The sequence below is a fragment of the Kiloniellales bacterium genome (genome assembly GCA_030066685.1).
Taxonomy (GTDB): Bacteria; Pseudomonadota; Alphaproteobacteria; order Kiloniellales; family JAKSBE01; genus JAKSBE01.
Genome location: JASJBF010000044.1, coordinates 1 through 20,484 on the forward strand (window position 1 = coordinate 1; position 20,484 = coordinate 20,484).

The window sequence follows — 20,484 nt, forward strand, 5'->3', positions numbered from 1 at the left end:
CAACCTCATATCTGAATCGTGCTCTAAACTGTTGAAGTAGAGCGGGATTCAGACATGAAGCCGGATTGGCTTAATGTCATCCCGCTCTAGCGGGCCGCTCGCTGGCGCTTCGTCACAGGCCGAGCTCGCTCAGGTCGTAGTAGAGGAACATGGTGGCGAGGCCGGCCGCGCCCATCACCAGGATTGACAGCAGGAGGTGCTTGAAGAGTTCCCGGTGCCCCAGAGTGAAGACGAAGAAGAGCTTCACGAAGGTGTTGGACAGGGCGCCGAGCACGACGTTGAAGGCGGCCCAGTCGAGCGAGATCAGCCCCGACCTCTGGGCGTCGCTCAGCGAGAAGGCGATGGCGTCGGCGTCGGTCAGGCCGCTCACGATGGCGACCACGGGCAGCCAGGCCTCGCCCAGGTAGGTGATGGCCAGGCGCGTCGCCATCAGGATGGTGGCGAAGACCAGGCCGAAGGTGATGGCGGACTTCAGGCTGAAGGGGTTGTCGAAAGCGACCTCTCCGCCCTCGGCGTCTCCGGCGACCAGCTTCTTGGAACGCAGGAAGAAGACCGCGGCCATGATCACCCCGGCGGCGCCGGTGACCAGAATCGGCACCGCCATGTTACGCATCAGCGCCTGGTTGAACACGCCGATCTGGATCAGCAGGCGCGGGAACATGATCGCGGAGGCCAGCAGGATCGCGACCGCGAAGAGCTGGTTCCAGGCCGGCAGCTCCTTGCTGCGCTTGGCGAAGCTCAGGGTCGTCACGGTGCTGGATGCCAGGCCGCCGATCAGGCCGGTGAGGCCGATCCCGGCGCCGCTGCCGAGCACCTTGACCAGGATGTAGCCGATGAAGCTGATGAAGGAGACCAGGACCACGATCAGCCAGACCTTGAAGGGCTTCAGGGCGGCCAGCATGTGCATCACGAACATCGGCGCCAAGGGCGTGTAGAGGGCGGTTCCTTCGCCCAGCCCGGCCATGTCGCCTCCGTCGAAGGTCCCGGACACCCGGTCCTCGGTCACGCTCTCGATCCGCAGCACGCCGAGGAAAACCGCGTCGTCGTAGAGGTTCAGGTCTTGGCCGGCCTGGAAGACCTGCCCCTCCAGCGGAAGGAAGGCGAGTTCGTTGGTGCTACGCTCGATCGCGGCGACCTCGCCCAGCGAATAGGTCAGCAGGTTGTCCAGGGACCGCGCCGGGAGGACCGGCAGAACGATGAAGGTGATGACCAGGAACTTGACCGTCGCGTCGAGCTCGAAGGCCTTGATATCCGAGGCGAAGCGATAGAGCACCCGCTTCTGCGAGAGTATGACGAGCATCACGATCGCCAAGGCGATCGCCAGGGCGTGCAGTTTCTGGATCGTCAGGACGCCCAGAAAGAAGGTGACGATGGCCGTTATTTCCGTGGTGACGCCAGTGTCTTCGAGGTCCTTCTTCCGATCGGCCCAGTAGGACACCACGAGCAGGGCGAGGAAGCCGGCGAAGCCGACGGCGATCAGCCAGGTGTTGCCGAAGGAGATCGCGACCTGGGCGCTAATGGCACCGATCAGCGCGACGATGACGAAGTCGCGCAGCCCCGCCTTGGTATCCTGCTGCACTGTCATCGATCGTTCCAGGCCGATCAGGAAGCCCAGCGCGCCGGCCAGCCCGAAGCTGACGAAGAGCTCCAGGAGTTCCTCTTGCGCCATGCCATCCCCCCTCAGTTGTCAGATTCGGTCCCCGCGTCGGCCTCGGATTATACCCGCAGGAACCAGCGGGCGGGGCGTCTTCCTGGGCCCGCTGCCGGGCTCCTTCCAAGAGACCTTCGGTATTCCCGGCTTCGGGCGCTCTAGGGCGCCCCGAAAACCTCAGGCCAGAGCTGCGGAAAGAAGTCGCCGGCGATCGGGTCGCCGTCCCGGTAGCCCCGGGCTTCGAAGATCGCCCGTTCTTCCCTGGCCCAGTCGCCGCGGTAGCGGATCCGCCCGTCCTCCGCGGTCAGGCGCAGGGTATAGCGCCGCACGGTCTCGCTCGGCGTGGCGGTCGAGAGGCTGCCGTGGAGCGTGCGCATGTCGAAGTAGAGGCAGTCGCCGAGATCGAGATCGAAGCGCAGCAGGTCGTAGGCTTCCGGGTCGGCCTCGATGTCCGGCGGCGCTTCGTAGCGCTCGCCCCGGACCTCGAAGGCCTCGCCGTCCACGCGGTGGCCGTCGTCGAAGCGGACCCGCAGGAAGAGCTTGTCCCAGAGGTGCGAGCCGCGCACGAAGGCGATGCCGTTCTCCTGCGAGACCGGCTCCAGCGGCAGCCAGAGCACGCACATCGAGCCGGCGAAGTCGAAGTAGGAAATGTCGTGGTGAAAGGGCGGACGCGACTGCGATCCGGCCTCTCGCAGGAACCAGTTGTCCATGACAAGGTTGATGCGCTCCGCGCCCAGGAGTTGGGCGGCGATGGCGGCGCAGGGCGACTCCCGGACGAAGCGCTCGAACTCGGGAAAGCGGGACCAGCACCAGAAGTCCTCCCAGTAGGCCGGTGCCGCCGGGTCCTTGCAGTGATTGCCGAGGTTGGGGCTCGGGTTTGCGAGGTCGGCCGCGATGCCCCGGCGCAGGAGATCGATCCAGTCTTGCCCGAAGGCCCGGCGCAGGGCGACGACGCCGTCGCGCCGGAAGGCGGCGATGTCCTTGGGCGGCACTTGGGGGCGGGCGCCGGTTTGGCCCTTCATGGCAGCGGCCTCGATCCTGCGCGGGATGCGGTCCCAAGACCTTCGGCCAGATGCCGGCGTCTGGCAAGCCGCGCCAGGGGTGCGGAGGTGTGATCTGGGCCGATGGGCCGCCGTCGCGAGTCGAGATGCTTGCCGTCGCCAGGCGGCGCTGGTCCGGGCGCCGCCGGGATCGCATCTTGCGGTGGAAAGGCTTCGCGCCTGGCGGAGATGGAGGGTGTCATGCGGGCGATCCGGCTGTTCCTGCGCTTGCTCTTTGCCGCGATTGACGTTGGCGAAAGGGCGCAGGCCGTCCAGTATCGGGGGCCGGAGGCCCTGCAGGCCCTCTCGGAGGACTTCAAGCGGCAGGCCGGGATCGGCCCGGGGGCCGCCGCCGCGCAGGGCGAAGGGGGCAGGACGCAGCCGCAGCGGGGTCATGCAGAGCTTCGACATCGTCACCATAAGGCTGTTCTTGGCGATTGCTGAAGCCGGCAGCATCGCCGGCGCGGCCCGGCGCGAGCACATCGCGGCCTCGGCGGTCAGCCGCCGCATCCACGACCTCGAGCTGACCCTCGGCGCGCCCCTGCTAGAGCGCCGGCCCCGCGGCGTGGTGCTGACGCCCGCGGGCGAGGTCTTCGCCGAGCACGGCCGCCGGCTTCTGACCCAGGTCCGGGACCTGGACGCCGCGCTGAAGCACTTCGCCGAGGGCCAGCGGGGCCGCGTCCGCATCGCCGCCGTGACCTCGGCCATCGTCGGCCGGCTGGCGGATCTCCTGAAGGACGCCAGCGAGCGCTGGCCGGAGGTCGGGCTGGAGCTGGTCGAGCTCTACAGCGCAGAGGCCGTGGCCGCGGTCCGCGACGGCGACTGCGAACTCGGCGTTGTTGCCGATTCCGAGGACCTTGCCGGCCTCGCGGTGACGGACTTCTGCGCCGATCCGGTCTGGGTGATCGCCGCGCGCGGCCATCCCCTCTTCGCCGGGCGCGCGGCGGGCACGCCGGTCGCATTCGCCGCCGCGCTCGATCATCCGGTGATCTCCCTGCATCAGGGCGGCGTGCTCGACGAGATGCTGCACCAGGCGGCCGAGGACATCGGCAAGCCGCTCGAGCCGAGCCTGCGCGTGACCCGCTTCGACTCCCTCCGGCGTCTGGTCGAGGCCGGCCTGGGCGTCGGCTTCCTGCGGGAGAGCAGCGTCAAGCCCTACCTGGGCGCCCTGGCCATCGAGGGCGCGCCGCTGGGCGAGACCTGGGCGCGCAGCCGCCTGAAGATCGTCACCCGCGAGGCCGCGCCGCTCGCCCCCGCCGCCCGGACCCTGCTCGACTTCCTCGAGGCCGAGACCGCCGGCCTCGACTAGCTCAACGGCCAGGGCAGTTCGAACAGGGACTGCAGCAAGCCGCCCGGGAAGTCGAGGACCATGACGTAGGACATGGTCGCCAGGAAGGCCGCGGCGGCCCCGGCCAGGATCGCCGCGGTCGGCAGGCGGACCCGGGCCAGCCCGACCATGAAGGCCAGGAAGAAGATCACCACCGCGAGGAAGAACCCGACCAGGGCCGCCAGGCCCAGCAGGCCGAGGATCGCGAGAAAGTAGAACTCGGCCGAGCGCTTCGGCCGCGGGACGCCCTCGGGCAGGGTCAGCTCCTGGTCCTCGACCGTCCGGTCGCCGGCATCGCCCCGCCAGATCTTCCAGATCACCACCAGCGCCAGCAGCAGCATCACGCCGTTGACCGCGAGGGGAAAGACGCTGCCCAGGAAGGACAGGCCGATGCTGTCGACCAGCCCGACGGCGAGGGCGAGGGCGGCGAGCCCGGCGAAGAGAAGCTGCGGGTTGCGCTGCGATCCTTCGATCGTGGCGGTGCTTTCCGCCGCGGCCTCGGCGCTGGGCGAGCGGCGCGCGCCCATCCAGATCGACAGCAGGGTGATGGCGCCGATGACGAGGACTCCGGGACGTGCCACCCAGGCCCAGTCGTAGAACTGCACCGCCTGGTAGAGGTAGGTCTCGGCGTTGTCGGCCAGGACGAAGCCGATCAGCAGGGCCGGCCGTGGCCAGCCGAAGCGGCGCATGTAGATCCCGAGGATGCCGACCAGGGCGAGCGCGATGATGTCGCCCCAGTGCCGGGTGCCCTGGTAGGCGGCGAAGCAGATGATCATCACCATGAAGGGCGCGAGGTAGTGGTAGGGGATGGTCGTCAGGCGGGCGACGAAGGGCGAGATGAAGAGGCAGAGCCCGGCGCCCAGCACGTTGGCGAGCGCCAGCGACCAGACGATGGTGTAGGTCACGTCCAGGCTGGTCTCGACAAAGCCGGGACCGGGCTCGTAGCCGATCAGGATCAGGCCCCCGAGGAAGACCGCCATGGAGCCCGAGCCCGGGATGCCGAACATCAGGGTCGGGATCAGGCCGCCGCCCTCCTTGGCGTTGTTGGCCGACTCCGGGGCCAGGACGCCGCGGATGTCGCCCTTGCCGAAGGACGAGGGCCCGCGGGTGGTCTGCACCACGTGGCCGTAGGCGATCCAGTCGACCACGTTGCCGCCGAGGCCGGGCAGGGCGCCGACCAGCGATCCCAGGCCGGCGCAGCGCAGACAAAGCCACTTGTTGTGCAGCATGTCCTTCAGACCGCGCAGCCAGCCGGCCCCCAGACGCTGGGTCTCGGAGATTGCGCCGGCCCGGCGCAGCAGGTCGACGATCTCCGGCACGGCGAAGATGCCCAGCGCCAGGACCACAAGCGGAACGCCGTCCGTCAGGTAGTTGGAGCCGAAGGTCAGGCGCCATTCGCCGGTCGCCGGGGCGCCGCCCTGCATGCCCAGCAGCAGGCCGAGGCCGCAGGCGACCAGGCCCTTCCAGATGCTGCGCCCGGCCAGGACGCCGACCATGGAGAGCCCCAGCACGGTCAGCATGAAGAGCTCGGCCGACCCGAAGGACAGGATGATCGGCCGGGCGACCAGCACGAAGCCGGTCAGGATCACCGCCCCGAAGAGCCCGCCGAAGAGCGAGGCGGCGAAGGCCGCGCCGAGGGCCCGCGCGGCTTCGCCCTTCTTGGCCAGCGGGAAGCCGTCGAGCACGGTGGCCTGGCTGGCGCTGGAGCCCGGGATGCCCATCAGCACCGAGGTGAAGGTGTCCGAGGTCGGGATGACGGCGACCAGGCCGATCAGCAGGGCCAGGGCCGAGGTCGGGTCCATGCCCCAGAGGAAAGGCAGGCAGAGCGACAGCCCGACGATCCCCCCGAGGCCCGGGAAGATGCCCACGGCCAGTCCGAGCAGCACGCCCAGCGCCAGGAACTGGGCGTGCTGCAGGGTGAGCAGATTGCCGAGGGCGAGCAGCAGGGCCTCGAGCATGACGGGGTTCCCTTGGTCGGCAGGTGAGTTCGGACCGGCCGGACGGCCTTGAAAGGGCCGATAGGCCGGAGCGTGACGCTACTCGTGTTTGCCCCAGGCTTGCCTCCCACTAACTGTCATGCCCGGACTTGATCCGGGCATCCATCCTGCGGTTCGCTCCATGGATTGCCGGGTCAAGCCCGGCAATGACAGCCGAGTAGATGGACCTACAGGCGAGATCTCACACGCAAGCGCCACGCCTCCTGACGCTCAGTCCTGCTTCAGGCCCGTGTCGTAGGTTGCGTTCAGCCAGTCGATGACCCAGCGCTTGGCTTTGGGGTCGACGTTGAGCGCGATGTCGAAGAGCGGCTGCGCGGCTTCGCCCGCCTTCTGCGGATAGAGGCCCAGGACCTTGGCCGACTTCTCCTGGAAATCCGGCGCCGTGATCGTCTTCTCCGCGGCGTCGCGCCAGGCGGCCAGGACGTCGTCCGGCGTGCCCTTGGGCAGGAAGATCATCTTCTGGGCCGCATAGCCCGCGATCATGAAGGACTTCCAGGCTTCCCAGGCCGGGCCCGAAGGCGCCTCGCCCTTGATCTGGGTGTAGACCTCCTTGAAGCTCGGCAGGTCGGGGAAGGTCGGATCGCGGACGATCTCGCCCTTGCCGTCGACCGCGCCCCAGGTCATGAGCGCCAAGGCCTTGCCGGCGTCGGCCAGCGGCTTGACCTTCTTGATGAAGGCCGCCGAGGTCTGGTGGTCCAGGTTGGTCTCGCCGCGCTCGAAGGCCAGGCGCCGGCCGCCGGAGCCCTTCATGCCGAAGATCGCCTTGGGCCGGATCTCGAGCATCTCCAGCGCGAGCAGGGGAATCAGGTCGAGCGAGGTCGCGCCCTGGCTGCCGAACTTCAGGTCGTCGCGCCCGGCCAGCTTGGTGAGATCGGCGGCGCTCTCGATGCCGAGTCCGGTCGAGACGTAGAAGACGCCGCCGGTCGGCGTCGCCATCACCAGGCGCCAGTCCTTGTACTCGTATTCGACCCGCGGGTCGTTCAGCAGGTAGGGGAACTGGGTCGAGCCCGAGGTGCCGAACACCGTCAGGCCGTTGGGCCTGGCCCGTGCGGTGAACTGGTTGGCGCCGATGGTCGAGCCGCCGCCCTTGATGTTCTTGACCACCAGGGTCGGTTGGCCGGGCAGGTTCGCCGCCAGCAGAGGGGCGTAGAAGCGAGCCCAGGTGTCGGAGCCGCCGCCCTCCTTGAAGGGGATGATCCACTCGATCCGCTTGCCGGAGAAGTCGACCTCCGCCGAAGCCGCCCCCGGCAGGGCCAGGGCCGCGGCGGCCACCGCCGCCAGGGTCAGGACCGTTCTACGCTGCATCTTTTGCCTCCCTCTATTTGGCTCGCTTTATTGCGTTGGTTGAGTCGCTTCTTTCGTCTTCTTAAGGCGTCACCTTAACCTCTCGGCAGGGCCCGGGGAACCTCACGATCGTAGGCCCTGCGCCGCCTCGGTCCCGGCGATCTTGCCGAAGACCGAGCCCGACATCAGCCCGGTGCCGCCCGGATAGTTGTGATAGAAGATCCCGCCGACCAGCTCCCCGGCGGCAAAGAGACCGGGGATCGGCCGCAGGTCGGTGTCGAGCACCCGGGCGCCTGTGTCGACCCGCAGGCCGCCGAAGGTGAAGGTGATCCCACAGGTCACGGCATAGGCCTCGAAGGGCGGCGCGCTCAGGGTGTTGGCCCAGTTCGACTTCGGCACCGCCAGGCCCTCGGTACGGCGGCCGTCCTTGACGTTGGGGTCGAAGGCCACGTCCTCGCGCACGGCGGCGTTGTAGGCCGCGACCTCGTCGAGGAAGCCCTGGGGGTCGACGCCTTCCAGCCGCTCCGCCAGGCCCTCCAGGGTCTCGGCCTGGACCTTGGTGACTTGCTTGATCCGGTACTCGTCGCGCAGCAGGTGGGCGACCTTCTGGTCGAAGACCTGCCAGGCGAATTGCCCGGGCTGGTTTAGAATCTCCCGGCCGTACTTGGCGTAGGTGTAGTTGCGGAAATCGGCGCCCTCGTCGACGAAGCGCTTGCCCAAGGCGTTGACCAGGATGCCGAAGGGATAGGAGTGCTTCTGGAACTGGTCGCCCACCGCCAGGTCGCCGAACTCAGGGGCGTTGCGCTCCCAGCCGACCGCATGGCAACCGGACCAGTTGCCGTAGGGCGCGGCGCCAATGTCCAGGGCCATCCTGATGCCGTCGCCGGTGTTGAAGCGGCTGCCACGGACCTTGGCCATCTCCCAGCCCGGGCCGAGGTAGCGGGTGCGCCACTCCGGGTTGGCCTCGAAGCCGCCGGCGGCGATGATGACGCTCCTCGCCGCGACCTCTTCCGGCTTGCCGCCGCGGCGCCGGACCCGGACCCCGGTCACCGCCTCGCCGTCGAAGATCAACTCGGTGGCCCGGGCGTCGTACTCGATCTGGACCTGGCGCTCGCGGGCGGCCGCGGTCAGGGAGTCGACCAGGCCCGGCCCGCCGCCCCAGGCCTCGACGGTCAGGCCGCCCCAGAACTTGAAGCGGCCGTCGACCTTGAAGGCCTGGCGGCCGTAGATCGGCACGAAGCGCACGCCCTTCTCGCGCATCCAGACCATGGTCGCCTTGGAGCGCCGGACCAGCAGCTCCACCAGGTCCGGGTCGCAGCGGTACTGGGTCACCCGGAACATGTCGTCGAAGAACTGGTCTTCCGAATAGGTGCCGAAATCGGTCTGGGCGACCTCCTCCTCGGAAAGGTCCGGCATGACCGCCCTCAGGTCCTCGACGCCGTCGTAGGCGAAGCGGATCGCGCCCGCGGTGAAGCGCGAGTTGCCGCCGTTCTCGTCCTCCGGGGCGCGCTCCAGGACCAGCACCCGGGCGCCGTTCTCCTGGGCCGCCAGGGCCGCGCAGAGCGCCGCGTTGCCGGCGCCGATCACCACGATGTCGTAGGACTCGGACACGGAACCTCCTCAGAACTGATAGCGGCGCAGGCCGCCGTCGACCGGGATGACGGTGCCGGTAATGTAGCCCGCAAGCGGCGAGGCGAGAAAGGCCGCCAGGGCCGCCAGGTCCTCCGGCTCGCCGTAGCGGCGCATGGGGATCTCGGTCGCCGCCTGCTCCTCGCGGTACGCCGGTGCGTAGTTGCGGCGGATCTGGTCGCTCATGATCCGTCCCGGCGGGATGCAGTTGACGGTCACGCCCTTGGGGCCGACCAGGCGCGACAGGCCCTTGGCCCAGGAATGCACCGCGGCCTTGGCGCAGAAGGCGCCGTTGATGCCCTCCGGCTCAGACTTGCCGGTGATGTTGATCACCCGGCCCCAGCCGCGCTCGGTCATCTGGTCGATCAGAAGATCGGTCAATTGGCGGGGCCGGGTGAAGTTGAGGGTAAGGGCCTCCTCCCAGCGGTCCTCGTCGGTGTGGAGCTCGAAGGGGCGGCTGCCGCCGGCGTTGTTGACCAGGATGTCGACCCGGCCGAGCTCCGCCATGGCCGTCTCGGCGATCACCGAGGGCGCGTCGGTGTCGAGGATCTCCTTCAGGATTACCGCGGCCGGTGGGCCGCCGGCCGCGGCGATCAGCTCCGCGGTCTCCCGGGCGGCGTCCTCGCGGCGGGCGGTGATCGCCAGGCGCACCCCCTCGCGGGCCAGGGCCAGCGCGATGCCCCGGCCGATGCCGGCGCTGGCCCCGGTCACGAGTGCGGTCTTGCCGTCGAGCTGCAGGTCCATCGCGTACTCCCTCCCGATCCCTCTTCCTCGGACTACTTGAACCAGATCGCCGTCCCCGGAACGAAGCTTACCACCATCAGGACCGCGAACATCGCCAGGATGAACCACTTGCCGTAGCCCATGACCTGCTCGATGCGCAGCCCGGTCGCCGAGCAGACGGTCAAGAGCACCGAGGCGACCGGCGGGGTCTGCTGGCCGATGCCGAGGTTGAGGCAGACGATGACGCCGAAGTGTACCGGGTCGATGCCCATGTCGCGGGCCAGCGGCAGCAGCATCGGCACGACCACGATGATCGCCGCCGAGGCGTGCAGGAACATGCCGAGCAGCAGCAGGAAGGCGTTGATCATCAAGAGCCGGAGCACGTAGTCGTCGGTGATCCCGCCGAGGCCGGCGGCGAGCTTCTGCGGCAACTGCTCGTTGGCCAGGAACTGCCCGAGCACCGCGCTGCCGGCGATGATCATCATCACCACCGAGGTCTGGCGCACTGTGGTCGCCAAAATCTCGTAGAGCTTGGATGCGCCCAGGTCGCGCTGCAGCAGCAGCCCGAAGGCGAGGGCCGCCAGCACCCCGGTCGCAGCGGCCTCGGTCGGGGTCACGAAGCCGGCGATCAGGCCGCCGACCACGATCACCGGGATCAGCAGCGGCAGTGCGGCGCCCAGCAGGGCCCGGCCCAGGCGGGCCAGCTCGAAGCGGCTGTCGACGGGATGGCTTTCGCGGCGGGCGAAGACGTAGCTGGTCGCCATGAAGGCGGTGCCCAGGATCAGGCCGGGCAGGATCCCGGCGATGAAGAGCTCCTTGATCGAGGTGTTGGTGGTCACCCCGTAGAGCACCATGGGGATCGAGGGCGGGATGATGATCCCGAGGGTGGCGCTGGTCGCGGTCACCGCAGCGGCGAAGCCGCGCGGATAGCCCTGGCGCGCCATCGAGGGCACGAAGACCTTGCTCATCACCGCCGCGTCGGCGACCGCGGAGCCGGACATCTCGGCCAGAAACATCGAGGTGACCACGTTGACGTGGGCTAGGCCGCCGCGGATCCAGCCGACCAGGGCGGCGGCGAGGGCGATCAGGCGCTGCGAGATCGAGGTCGCACCCATCAGCTCGCCCATCAGGATGAACAGCGGAATCGCCAGCAGCACCACGGAGTTGGTGCCCGAGAACATCTGGATCGGCACCATGATCAGGTCGATCCCGGAGACCGCCATGGCGAAGCTCGCGGTCAGCATGAGCGAGAAGCCGATCGGCACGCCCAGCGCGATCAGCAGAAAGAGCAGACCCACGACCACCCAGCCCATCATGGTCCTGCCTCATGTCGGCTCTTCGTGCGACCTGGCACGACGAGTTACCCCCCACCTCGATCCTCCCCCTCAAGGGGGGAGGAAGGCGCGGTGGCGCCGTTTGAGCTCCCTCCCCCCTGGAGGGGGAGGGGCAGGGTGGGGGGGCGGCTCGCCCCTTGCCAATCGCTGAAGTCCTCACTCCGCACACAGGCGAGCAGGCGCTGGGCGACGGGCAGGGCGAGGAGCAGGGCGGAGAGCGGCAGGACGGCCATGAACCAGCCCTGAGCGATCTCGGCGGTCTCGATCTCGGTGGCACCGTCGATCCGGATCATGCGCAGGGACTGCCAGAGCAGCAGCGCGAGGAAGGCCAGGATGGCGGCCTCGATCGCGAAGCGCAGGACGCGGCGGGGCCGGGCCGGCAGCGCCCGGATCAGCAGGTCGAAGGCGATATGGCCGTCGCGCCGCAGGGCCAGGTAGGCACCGAGAAAGGCGATCCAAACCAGAAGGTAGCCAGGCACTTCGTCTGCGGTGACGCTGACCGCACCGAAGGCTTCGTTCAGAAAGTCGTAGAGCGGGTCAAGCCAGTCGGCCGCCCGGGCCCAGCTCCGCAGCCAGTCGAGCACCACGTAGCGGTAGAAGACGTTGGCGAGGATCATCGCGGTCGAGGCGACCAGGCAGGTCACGGCCACGGCGGTCACGATCCGGTCGACGAGCTTCAAGGTCACCTCAAGGCCGGTCCCTTTGAGAACGCCTTATGAGAAACGGCGGAGCCGGAGCCCCGCCGCCTCCCACCGCCCCAAAAACCGGCTCAGTTGCCGCTGGCCGCCGCGCGCACCAGCTTCAGCCAGTCGTCGCCCTCGGTGCCGACGTAGTCGTCATAGCTCTTGGCCGTCGCCTTCTGGAAGGCCGAAAGGTCGACCTCGTTGATCGAAAGCTTGGACTTCATCTCCTCGAAGTACTTGGTCTCCAGACCGGCAGCGGCCTCGTAGGCCCGCGCCGTGATCGCCTGCCCCACGGCCTCGAAGGCGGCCTGCTGCTCGGCGCTCAGGCTGTCCCAAAAGCTCTTGGAGGCCAGGAGGAAGGAGGGCGTGTAGACGTGGCCGGTCAGGCTCAGGTGCTCGGCGACCTCGAAGTGCTTCTGCTCATAGAAGCCATAGGTCGCGGCCTCGGCGCCGTCGACCACCCCGGTCTGCAGCGCGGTGAAGGTCTCCTTCCAGGACACCTTCTGCGGCGTCGCGCCCATCTGCTGAAACACGCCCTGGCGAAACTTGCCGCCGGAGATCCGGATCTTCAGGCCATCCAGGTCGTCCGGCGAGGCGACCGCGCGCTTGGCGTTGATGACATGGCGGAAGCCGTTCTCGTAGACGCCGATGACCTTGACCCCGGCGACCTCCTCGATCCGGGTCCGCACCGCGTCCTCGAGGCCCGCCGCCATCGCGCGCTGGACGTGGGCGCGGTCCTGGAACAGCCAGGGGAGGTCGAAGACGCCCAGCTTCTTGTCCAGCTTCATGACCCCCGAGGCGACGTTGATCATCTCGATCGAGCCGGCCTTGACGTTGGTGATCAGGGCCTTTTCCTTGCCGAGCTGGCCGCCGGGGAAGAGCGCGAAGCGGAACTGGCCGGGCAGCCGCTGCTCGATCTCCGCGGCGAACATCTCGGACTGCTGGTGCAGCGGCGACAAGGCCGAGACGTGGCTGGCGATCCGGACCTCGCGCGGCTCGGCGATGGCACCGCTTGCGAAGGCCGCAAGGGCCGCCGCCGCGATCACTTTCGAAAAGAACTGCTTCATGGCTCCCCTCCTGCCGCTGTGCTGCCGTCAGCGAATCTCGATGTGGTATTGGAACTTGTCGGCCCGGCCGCGCGAGCTGCGCAATTCCAGCGGCGTGTCGTCGTAGCCGAAGGCGGTGCGGTCGATGACGATGACCGGCGTATCCTTCTTGAGCTTCAGCAACTGTGCGTGCTTGTTCGAGCAGGCCTCCGCGGTCAGCTCCTCCTCGGCGCGGGCGACGATCTCGCCGCAGGCCTCTTCGTAAATCGGATAGAGCAGGGGGCCGATCTCCGCGTCCTCGAGATCGAGCAAGGCCTTGAAGCGATCGAAGGGCAGCCAGATCTGTTCCGCCAGGACCGGCTCGCCGTCGAGCAGGCGCAGCCGCGCCATCGAGATCACCGTGGCCTCCGGCGCCAGTTGTAGGGTCTCGGCCACGGCCGGCGGTGGGGCCACGGCCTCGCGCCGGAGTATCTCGCTCTCCGGCACCCGGCGTTCTTCGTCAGTGCCGTGGAACCGGAAGAAGCGAAAGAGTGAGCTGTCGAAGCTTGGCTTGCGAACGAAGGTGCCTTTGCCTTGATGGCGCTCCAGAAGTCCTTCGTCCACCAGTTGCGTTATGGCCTGGCGCACCGTGCCCGGGGCGACGGTAAAGTGCAAGGCGAGGTCTTGTTCTGAGGGAAGCCTTTCGCCAGGCCGCCAACGGCGATGTGAGATTGCTCTCTTGATAGTCTCGGCGAGCCTCTGGTAGCGAGGCAGCCGATTGTCCCCCGTCAGTGCCGCATCCATCGCTCTACAACGAATTGCCTCCTTGCGGGTTGGATAACAACAGTCTTATATAAGACTGAAAGTGTCAAGGTTGCGAGAATCGCTTTGAACAAGCAAACAGCACCCGCACTGCTGCCGCAAGGAGATACGCAACCGATGGGCGCGATCGATTGGCATGCGCACGTCTTTCTGCGTTCGCTGCCGATGGCGCCGGATCGTCGCTACACGCCGCACACCGACGCGCCCCTGGCGCTGCTGCGCCGGCTCTTGATGCTCAATCGCATGGCGGGTGCCGTCCTGGTGCAGCCGAGCTTCCTGGGCACGGCGAACGAATTCCTCCTCGACGCACTGCGGGAGCTGCGCCGCGCGGAGTCGCCGCTGCGTTTCTGGGGCGTGGTCGCGGTCGAAGCGGACTGCGCCTTCGACGGGCTGCTCGCGATGCAAGAGGCCGGGGTGATCGGTTGCCGGCTGAACCTCTATGCACGCCCGCTGCCCGACCTGCGCGGCCGGACCTGGAGCCGCTTCTTCGACAACGTCAACCGGCTCGGCTGGCACGTCGAGCTGCACTTGGAAGGCCCGCGCCTGCCGCTGCTGCTGCCGAAGCTCATCGCGCGTTGCGAACGCCTGGTCGTCGATCACTTCGGCTTGCCCGATCCGGTCCAGCCGCAGCACTGCGCCGGGCTCAAGCTTCTGCTCGAAGGCCCCGCCGAGCGGCTCTGGGTCAAGGCCTCCGCGCCCTACCGCGTCTTCGAGGGTCTGGACGCAGACGAGGCGTCGCGGCGCTGCGTGCCGCTGCACCACATCCTGGTCGAGGCCCTGGGTCCCGAGCATGTCCTCTGGGGCAGCGACTGGCCCTGGACGCGCTTTCCGGACGTCGGCGGCTATGAACGCACCTTGGCCTGGCGTGACGCCTGGCGCCGGGCCGATCCCGAGGAAGACGACTAGCAGTCCGTCGGCGCGGTCGCTCCGGCGTTGCCCCGCCTTGCGCTTCAGGCGAAGATGACACGGCACTCGGTGACGGGCGGCCCGTGCCAAATCCCGACCAAGGAGGGCGGACCCATGGCGAAGATGGCAAGACTCGCGGTTCCGAACGCCGAGGAGCGCCGGGTGCGCGAAGACTTGGCCGCGCTCTACCGCTGCTTCGTCCACTACGGTTGGACGGACCTGCTGGCGACTCACATCTCGGCGCGGGTGCCGGGAACCACCGACCAGTACCTGATCAACCCCTACGGCCTGTTCTTCGAGGAGGTCACGGCCTCCAACCTGCTGAAGGTCGACTTCGACGGCCAGGTCCTCGAGGGCGAGCATCCCTACAACGAGGCCGGCCACCTGATTCACAGCGCGGTGCTCAAGGCCCGGCCGGAGATCAACTTCGTCCTGCACAGCCACACCCGCGCCGGGGTCGCGGTCTCGACCATAAAGGACGGCCTGCTGCCGCTCTCGCAGCACGCCGGGATCGTGCTCGGGACCCTCGCCTATCACGACTACCAGGTGGTGACCGACGCCGAGGACGAGTGCGAGCTGCTGGCCCGGGATCTGGGTGGGGCCTACCTGATGCTGCTGCGCAATCACGGCATCCTGGCCTGCGGGCGCAGCGCGGGCGAGGCCTTCGTGCTGCACTACGACCTCGAGGCCGCCTGCAAGATTCAGGTCGATGCGTTGCGCGCCGGCGTCGACCTGGTGTTCCCGCCGGACGAGGCGATGGAGGACCTGAAGGACTGGGGCCGCCCGCAGGAGAGCAACGAGCGTGGGGAGCGCACCTGGACCGCGATCCTGCGCCGGCTGGCACGCAGCGAACCGGACTACCGCAGCTGAAGCGCTGGCGCCGCTGCGCCGGCAGAGTGGCAAAGAGCACAGACGGGGGCGGTCGCGGGCGCAAGGTTGCCGGGCTTTGCGCGGCTGCGCGGTAGAGGGACGAGCGAGGGTTGGAGAAGGTGGTCGAGCGATCGCTCGCGGGCATCGGGATTCTCTCGGACCTGGATCCGGAGGATCTGAAGCGGCTGGCCGAGGCCTGCCGCTGGCGCCGCTACGGTCGCGGCGAGCGGATCCTGGAAGAGGGCAGTGAAAGCCGCGACGTCATGTTCGTCGTCGAGGGCGCGGTCAGCATCCTCGGCCCGCGCGAGTCCGGACGCGAGGTCGCCTATGCGGTGCTCGAGCAGGGCAACCACATCGGCGAGCTGGCTGCGCTGGACGGCGAGCCGCGCTCGGCCAGCGTGGTCGCGCGCTGCGACAGCCTGATCGCGGTCATGCCGGCGGAGCGCTTCCTGCGGCTGCTGCAGGACGACGGTCGGGTCGCCCTGAAGCTGCTGCGCAACCTCTCGTCCCGGATCCGCTCCGGCGACCTGCGGATCCTGGAGCTCAGCACCCTGGCGGCGACCCAGCGGGTCTACGCCGAGCTGCTCCGCCGGGCGGTACCCGACGCGGCGACGCCCGATCTCTGGATCGTCCGGCCCTTGCCGCCGATGCGCGAGATCGCCAGCCACGCCAGCACCACCCGCGAGACCGTGGCGCGTGCGCTCGGCGCGCTCTATCCCGCCGGCCTGCTGCGCCGCAAGGGCCGTAACCTCTACATCATGGACCGCGCCGCCCTGGAGAAGCTGGTCGGCGGGGGCTAGGGTCGTGTGAGACAGCAGCACTCAATATCGCGCCGCAGGTCTGGGGCCACCTGATCAACCGCCGATGATAAGGAAAGGCTGTCATGCCCGCACTTGATCCGGGCACCCATGGTGCCGCTTGCGCGATGGATCCCCGGGTCGCGCGAAGCGCCGCGCGTACGCGCCCCGGGGATGACAGCGGGTGGAAAACGACCTCTGAGGTTGGACCGGCGAACACCGTCGCTTACAGCCGGCTGACCCGCACCCGCGCGTCCTTCCGCTTCGAAACGTCATCGAGCAGCTTCATCCCCAGGCCTGGCCCCTCCGGCGCGCGGATCATCCCGCGCTCCAGCGGCGGCGGCCGGTCGACGTAGTCGCCGTACCAGCCGTAGTAGAAGGCGCGGGCGATCTCCTGTTCGGCGACGTTGGGGCAGGCGAGGGCGAGCTGCACCGAGGCGGCCAGGGTCACCGGGCCCGAGCAGTCGTGGAAGGCGACCGGCAGCCCGGCGGCTTCGGCGAGGGCGGCGACCTTGCGGGCGAAGCTCAGGCCGCCGCCCCAGGTCAGGTCGACGATCGGCACCGAGAGGGCGTCCTGGGCGATCAGCTCCCGGAAGGCGCCGAGGCCGCCCAGGGTCTCGCCGCCGGCGATCGGGGCCGTCGTCGCGGCGGCCAGTTCGGCGGTCTCGCTTGGCCGGTCCATCCACACCGGGTCCTCGATCCAGTCCATGTCCAGCGGCTCCAGCGCGGCGGCGATCTTCTTCGCCGCCGGCAGGCTCCAGAGGCCGTGCAGCTCGGCCTTGAGCCGCATCTTGTCGCCCAGGGCCGCGCGCACCTTCTCGAAAGGCTCGAGCGCGCGGGCCAGATCCGCGGCGGATATGTCGAGACCCTCGGCGGCGCCTGCGGCGAAGTCGAAGGGCCAGATCTTCATGGCGCCGATACCGGTCTCCAGCAGGTCGGCCGCCAGTTCGTCGGCGTTCTTGAGAAAGGCCTCCAAGTCCTCAAATTGGCGCGCTTTTTCCGCACCGGGCAGGCCGAAGTTCTCGGGCCGCACGGCCGAGGTCTTGGAGACGTAGTCCGGCCCGGCGCAGGTGTTGTAGACCGGGATCTCGGCGCGCAGCGGCCCGCCGAGCAGGGCGTGGATCGGACGGTCTGCGGCTTGGCCGGCGAGGTCCCAGAGCGCGACGTCGACCGCCGAGAGGGCGCGCATCTCGACCCCGGTGCCGGCAAAGCCTACGTAGGGCCGCATCCGCCGGTTCAGCCGCTCGATCTCGCGGGTGTCCTCGCCCAGGATCAGCGGCGCGATGCGCTCGTGGAGGTCGGCCTCGACCGCCCCGGTGCCGAACCAGGTCTCGCCCAGGCCGGCCAGTCCCTGGTCCGTGTGCAGGCGGACCCAGATCACGCTCGGCCGGCTCTCGAGCCGGAGGGTCTCCAACTGGGTGATCTTCATGGGTTTCCGCTCCCTGTCGTCGAGCTTACAGCTCTGTTCGTGATTGGACCTGTCCTCCGATCCTACCATTCGGTTTTACTCCGCTGTCATGCCCGGGCTTGACCCGGGCATCCATGGAGCTGTGGACACCAATGGATCACCGGGTCAAGCCCGGTGATGACAGCGGAGAAGAGGGCCGGGGAGCAGGGCTTGTTCCCCCGCAATGAAGCGCCTCGCCATCCCCGGCTTTCGGAGCGGCGGACGAAGCCCTAAGCTGGCGCCATGAAACGCATCCTGGTCACCGGCGGCACGAGCGGCATCGGCCTGGCGATTGCCAAGGGCTTCGCCGAGGCGGGCTGGCAGGCGACCGCGGCCGGGCTCGGGGCCGGCGCCACCGAAGCCGACGGTCTCGATCTCGTCGAGCTGGACGTGACCGAGGCCGCCGCGGTCCGGGCCTGCCTGGCCGGCTTCGAGCGGCTCGACGCCCTGGTCAACGCGGCCGGGGTGATTCGGCGCCACGAGGAGCTGGAGCCGGAGGTCTTCGCGTCGGTGGTCGACGTCAACCTCAACGGCGCCATGCGCTGCTGCGCGGCGGCCAAGCCGCTGCTGGCCGCAGCCGGCGGCTCGATCATCAACATCGCCTCGATGTTGAGCTTCTTCGGCGGTGGCGTGGTGCCCGGCTATTCGGCCTCCAAGGGCGGGATCGCCCAGCTGACCAAGTCCCTGGCCATCGCCTGGGCGGGCGAGGGCATCCGGGTCAACGCCCTGGCGCCGGGCTGGATCGCGACGCCGCTGACCCAGGCGCTGCGCGACGACCCGGCGCGCGAAAGCGCCATCCTGTCGCGCACGCCGATGGGGCGCTGGGGCCGCCCGGAGGAGTTGGTCGGCCCGGCGCTCTTCCTGGCCGGCGAAGGCGCCTCCTTCGTGACCGGCGCGGTGCTGACGGTCGACGGCGGCTATTCGATCATGTGAGACGGAGAAGAAGAGGAGAGGTCATGGGCCTGGTGAAGAAGGACGAAGACCCGCGGGTGCCCTATCAGCACCCTATGCCCAAGGAGGCGCAGCCGGAGATCGTCGTCCCCGACGCGATCCCGAAGGACGAGCGCGTCTGGGTGCCGCAGGCCGAGAACGTCTGGTTCCGGCCGCTTTGCCTCAACGTCAGCCAGGGCTACTGGATGAACCTGCTGCGGGTCCGCAAGGCCGGGGTGCTGAGCCGCCACCGCCATCCCAACCCGGTGCACGGCTTCGTCCTCAAGGGCCGCTGGCACTACCTGGAGCACGACTGGGTGGCGGAGGAGGGCGGTTACGTCTACGAGCCGCCGGGCGAGACCCACACCCTGGTGGTGCCCGACGACGTCGAGGAGATGATCACCTACTTCCAGGTCAACGGCGTCATGTACTACGTCGACCCGGAGGGCAATCACCTGGGCTACGAGGATGTCTTCACCAAGATCGACCTTTGCCGCCGGCACTATGCCGCGGTCGGCCTCGGCGCCGACTACGTGGATGGGTTGATCCGGTAGGGCTCCCTTCATCTGTCATCACCGGGGCGCGTACGCGCGGCGCTTCGCGCAACCCGGTGATCCATTGTGCCGGCTGATCGTTGGATGCCCGGATCATGTGTGGATGGCCCCCGCTTTGCCAGGGTTTGTTTGGGTTTTGGCGTCGGTCTTTGCTTGCAGTCATGTGTCCGGCCTGTTGTCGCGGCCTTTGGCCGCAGGCCCTGATGGGAACCGTGGATCGAGGCCTGATCAAGTCCGCGGGGTTGCTTGGCCCCTTGACCCGGGTAAGGCTGCTCTCGATCTGTCGCTTCACCGACCTTGCCATCACGCCTCTTCACCCTCGCAAGTCTTCCGGGCCCGCCTTGAGCGGCTCAGGCCGCCGCCGGCCTGGGCCGGAAGTCCTCCTGGTGCATCATCACCGCCCAGGCGATGCGCGCCATCTTGTTGGCCAGCGCCACCGCGGCGAGCTTGCGGGGCTTGGTCTCGAGCAGCTTGACCAGCCAGGGGTCCTGCTTGGCCCGTCGGCTGTTCAAGACCGACATCGCGCCGTTGACCAGCAGCCGGCGCAGATAGCCGTTGCCGCGCTTGCTGATCGGACCCAGCCTCAGCTTGCCGCCGGTGCCGCTTTGCCGTGGCACCAGGCCGAGCGAGGCGGAGAAGTCCCGCCCGCTGCGGAAGCTCGCAGGATCGACCGCCATCGCGGCCAGGGCGCTGGAGAGGATCGGCCCGACCCCGGGGATGGTGATCAGGTGCCGGCAGGTCGCCTGGCTGCGCGCCCAGTCCAGGATCTGCTTCTCGACCGCCGCGATCTGGCGCACCAGCTCGCCCAGGCTCCGCGCCAGGCTCTCCAAGCCCGCGCGCAGCGGCGCCGGGATCCGACGTTCCTCGGGATCGGCCAGAACCGCCAGCAAGGCCTCGACGTGATGCGGCCCGGCCGCAACCACGACACCGAACTCCGCCATCAGACCGCGCAGGGCGTTGGTCTGCATCGTGCGCTGCTTGACCAACAGCGCGCGCACCCGGTGCAGACCCGAGGCCGCCTGCTGCTCGGCCGTCTTGATCGCAACAAAACGCATCGAGGGACGGCTCACCGCCTCGCAGATCGCCGCCGCATCCGCCGCGTCGTTCTTGTTCCGACGCACATAGGCCTTGGCGTAGGCCGGCGGCATCAGACGAACGTCGTGACCCAGATCCCGCAGCGCGCGCGCCCAGTAATGCGACGTCGCACAGGCCTCCATCCCAACAAGACAGGGCTCAAGACGACCAAAGTAAGCCAGAACCTGAGAGCGACGCAGCAACCGCCGGACCACAACCTCACCACTGCAATCTACCCCATGCACATGAAACACGCGCTTCCCAAGATCCACACCGATGATGCTAACCTTCTTCATGGATGGCCTCCCTTCGTTGGTCTTTGCGATAACCAACCTTGGCACATCGATGCCGTAAGGGGGCCATCCACCCCATCAAGTCCGGGCATGACAGT

At 68.5% G+C, this 20,484-nt stretch carries 18 protein-coding genes; 6 read left to right on the forward strand and 12 right to left on the reverse strand.

Going from position 1 to position 20,484, the window contains the following annotated elements; translation table 11 throughout:
* Positions 1-112: 112 nt before the first annotated feature.
* Entirely contained in the window at positions 113-1,669 is a 1,557-nt protein-coding gene (locus QNJ30_23390; protein ID MDJ0946407.1) for an MgtC/SapB family protein, read from the reverse strand.
* Between the two features lie 140 nt (positions 1,670-1,809).
* A complete protein-coding gene (locus QNJ30_23395; protein MDJ0946408.1) occupies positions 1,810-2,673 on the reverse strand; it encodes a phytanoyl-CoA dioxygenase family protein in 864 nt (287 codons plus the stop codon).
* A gap of 412 nt (positions 2,674-3,085) precedes the next feature.
* Here QNJ30_23395 and QNJ30_23400 point away from each other — a divergent pair, with 412 nt between their 5' ends.
* Positions 3,086-4,000 carry a LysR substrate-binding domain-containing protein gene (locus QNJ30_23400; protein ID MDJ0946409.1) on the forward strand — a complete coding sequence of 305 codons (915 nt, stop codon included), beginning with the start codon at positions 3,086-3,088 and terminating at the stop codon, positions 3,998-4,000.
* Here the strand turns inward: QNJ30_23400 and QNJ30_23405 are convergent.
* From QNJ30_23405 to QNJ30_23440, 8 genes are all read right to left on the reverse strand, one after another.
* A complete protein-coding gene (locus QNJ30_23405) occupies positions 3,997-5,976 on the reverse strand; it encodes a tripartite tricarboxylate transporter permease (GenBank protein MDJ0946410.1) in 1,980 nt (659 codons plus the stop codon). The genes QNJ30_23400 and QNJ30_23405 overlap by 4 nt on opposite strands.
* A 249-nt stretch (positions 5,977-6,225) precedes the next feature.
* Positions 6,226-7,320, reverse strand: a complete 1,095-nt coding sequence (locus tag QNJ30_23410) for a tripartite tricarboxylate transporter substrate-binding protein (protein ID MDJ0946411.1) — start codon at positions 7,318-7,320, stop codon at positions 6,226-6,228.
* A gap of 102 nt (positions 7,321-7,422) precedes the next feature.
* Complete coding sequence (tcuA, locus tag QNJ30_23415) at positions 7,423-8,910, reverse strand: FAD-dependent tricarballylate dehydrogenase TcuA (GenBank protein MDJ0946412.1); 1,488 nt, start codon at positions 8,908-8,910, stop codon at positions 7,423-7,425.
* Between the two features lie 9 nt (positions 8,911-8,919).
* On the reverse strand, positions 8,920-9,672 hold the full coding sequence (locus QNJ30_23420) for an SDR family oxidoreductase (protein ID MDJ0946413.1): 753 nt from the start codon (positions 9,670-9,672) through the stop codon (positions 8,920-8,922).
* A gap of 32 nt (positions 9,673-9,704) precedes the next feature.
* Positions 9,705-10,967: a TRAP transporter large permease gene (locus tag QNJ30_23425; GenBank protein MDJ0946414.1), complete on the reverse strand. Its 1,263-nt coding sequence runs from the start codon at positions 10,965-10,967 to the stop codon at positions 9,705-9,707.
* Positions 10,968-11,011: 44 nt separating this feature from the next.
* Positions 11,012-11,671 carry a TRAP transporter small permease subunit gene (locus QNJ30_23430; GenBank protein ID MDJ0946415.1) on the reverse strand — a complete coding sequence of 220 codons (660 nt, stop codon included), beginning with the start codon at positions 11,669-11,671 and terminating at the stop codon, positions 11,012-11,014.
* Positions 11,672-11,754: 83 nt separating this feature from the next.
* Positions 11,755-12,735: a TRAP transporter substrate-binding protein gene (locus QNJ30_23435; GenBank protein ID MDJ0946416.1), complete on the reverse strand. Its 981-nt coding sequence runs from the start codon at positions 12,733-12,735 to the stop codon at positions 11,755-11,757.
* 27 nt (positions 12,736-12,762) lie between these two features.
* Positions 12,763-13,497 (reverse strand): GntR family transcriptional regulator, encoded by a 735-nt coding sequence (locus tag QNJ30_23440; GenBank protein MDJ0946417.1) that lies wholly within the window; start codon positions 13,495-13,497, stop codon positions 12,763-12,765.
* A gap of 135 nt (positions 13,498-13,632) precedes the next feature.
* On the opposite strand from QNJ30_23440, the gene QNJ30_23445 reads away from it, so the two are divergent.
* The 3 genes from QNJ30_23445 (at position 13,633) to QNJ30_23455 (ending at position 16,091) form a co-directional block, all read left to right on the forward strand.
* A complete protein-coding gene (locus QNJ30_23445; GenBank protein ID MDJ0946418.1) occupies positions 13,633-14,421 on the forward strand; it encodes an amidohydrolase family protein in 789 nt (262 codons plus the stop codon).
* 114 nt (positions 14,422-14,535) lie between these two features.
* Positions 14,536-15,291: a class II aldolase/adducin family protein gene (locus QNJ30_23450; GenBank protein MDJ0946419.1), complete on the forward strand. Its 756-nt coding sequence runs from the start codon at positions 14,536-14,538 to the stop codon at positions 15,289-15,291.
* Positions 15,292-15,410: 119 nt separating this feature from the next.
* Positions 15,411-16,091: a Crp/Fnr family transcriptional regulator gene (locus QNJ30_23455; GenBank protein ID MDJ0946420.1), complete on the forward strand. Its 681-nt coding sequence runs from the start codon at positions 15,411-15,413 to the stop codon at positions 16,089-16,091.
* Between the two features lie 223 nt (positions 16,092-16,314).
* On the opposite strand, the gene QNJ30_23460 is transcribed toward QNJ30_23455, so the two are convergent.
* On the reverse strand, positions 16,315-17,517 hold the full coding sequence (locus tag QNJ30_23460; protein MDJ0946421.1) for a mandelate racemase/muconate lactonizing enzyme family protein: 1,203 nt from the start codon (positions 17,515-17,517) through the stop codon (positions 16,315-16,317).
* A 261-nt stretch (positions 17,518-17,778) separates the two neighbouring features.
* Here QNJ30_23460 and QNJ30_23465 point away from each other — a divergent pair, with 261 nt between their 5' ends.
* A complete protein-coding gene (locus QNJ30_23465) occupies positions 17,779-18,468 on the forward strand; it encodes an SDR family oxidoreductase (GenBank protein MDJ0946422.1) in 690 nt (229 codons plus the stop codon).
* A gap of 23 nt (positions 18,469-18,491) precedes the next feature.
* On the forward strand, positions 18,492-19,019 hold the full coding sequence (locus tag QNJ30_23470) for a 2,4'-dihydroxyacetophenone dioxygenase family protein (GenBank protein MDJ0946423.1): 528 nt from the start codon (positions 18,492-18,494) through the stop codon (positions 19,017-19,019).
* A gap of 350 nt (positions 19,020-19,369) precedes the next feature.
* On the opposite strand, the gene QNJ30_23475 is transcribed toward QNJ30_23470, so the two are convergent.
* The gene (locus QNJ30_23475) at positions 19,370-20,389 is read right to left on the reverse strand and encodes an IS110 family transposase (protein MDJ0946424.1); all 1,020 of its coding nucleotides are present in this window, start codon (positions 20,387-20,389) and stop codon (positions 19,370-19,372) included.
* Positions 20,390-20,484 lie beyond the last annotated feature (95 nt).

Excerpts from the sequence above, each read along its gene's own strand:
- QNJ30_23390 (MDJ0946407.1), bottom strand. The coding sequence starts at position 1,669 with ATGGCGCAAGAGGAACTCCTGGAGCTCTTCGTCAGCTTCGGGCTGGCC.
- QNJ30_23395 (MDJ0946408.1), bottom strand. The coding sequence starts at position 2,673 with ATGAAGGGCCAAACCGGCGCCCGCCCCCAAGTGCCGCCCAAGGACATC.
- QNJ30_23400 (MDJ0946409.1), top strand. The coding sequence starts at position 3,086 with ATGCAGAGCTTCGACATCGTCACCATAAGGCTGTTCTTGGCGATTGCT.
- QNJ30_23405 (MDJ0946410.1), bottom strand. The coding sequence starts at position 5,976 with ATGCTCGAGGCCCTGCTGCTCGCCCTCGGCAATCTGCTCACCCTGCAG.
- QNJ30_23410 (MDJ0946411.1), bottom strand. The coding sequence starts at position 7,320 with ATGCAGCGTAGAACGGTCCTGACCCTGGCGGCGGTGGCCGCCGCGGCC.
- QNJ30_23420 (MDJ0946413.1), bottom strand. The coding sequence starts at position 9,672 with ATGGACCTGCAGCTCGACGGCAAGACCGCACTCGTGACCGGGGCCAGC.
- QNJ30_23425 (MDJ0946414.1), bottom strand. The coding sequence starts at position 10,967 with ATGATGGGCTGGGTGGTCGTGGGTCTGCTCTTTCTGCTGATCGCGCTG.
- QNJ30_23435 (MDJ0946416.1), bottom strand. The coding sequence starts at position 12,735 with ATGAAGCAGTTCTTTTCGAAAGTGATCGCGGCGGCGGCCCTTGCGGCC.
- QNJ30_23440 (MDJ0946417.1), bottom strand. The coding sequence starts at position 13,497 with ATGGATGCGGCACTGACGGGGGACAATCGGCTGCCTCGCTACCAGAGG.
- QNJ30_23445 (MDJ0946418.1), top strand. The coding sequence starts at position 13,633 with ATGGGCGCGATCGATTGGCATGCGCACGTCTTTCTGCGTTCGCTGCCG.
- QNJ30_23450 (MDJ0946419.1), top strand. The coding sequence starts at position 14,536 with ATGGCGAAGATGGCAAGACTCGCGGTTCCGAACGCCGAGGAGCGCCGG.
- QNJ30_23460 (MDJ0946421.1), bottom strand. The coding sequence starts at position 17,517 with ATGAAGATCACCCAGTTGGAGACCCTCCGGCTCGAGAGCCGGCCGAGC.
- QNJ30_23465 (MDJ0946422.1), top strand. The coding sequence starts at position 17,779 with ATGAAACGCATCCTGGTCACCGGCGGCACGAGCGGCATCGGCCTGGCG.
- QNJ30_23470 (MDJ0946423.1), top strand. The coding sequence starts at position 18,492 with ATGGGCCTGGTGAAGAAGGACGAAGACCCGCGGGTGCCCTATCAGCAC.
- QNJ30_23475 (MDJ0946424.1), bottom strand. The coding sequence starts at position 20,389 with ATGAAGAAGGTTAGCATCATCGGTGTGGATCTTGGGAAGCGCGTGTTT.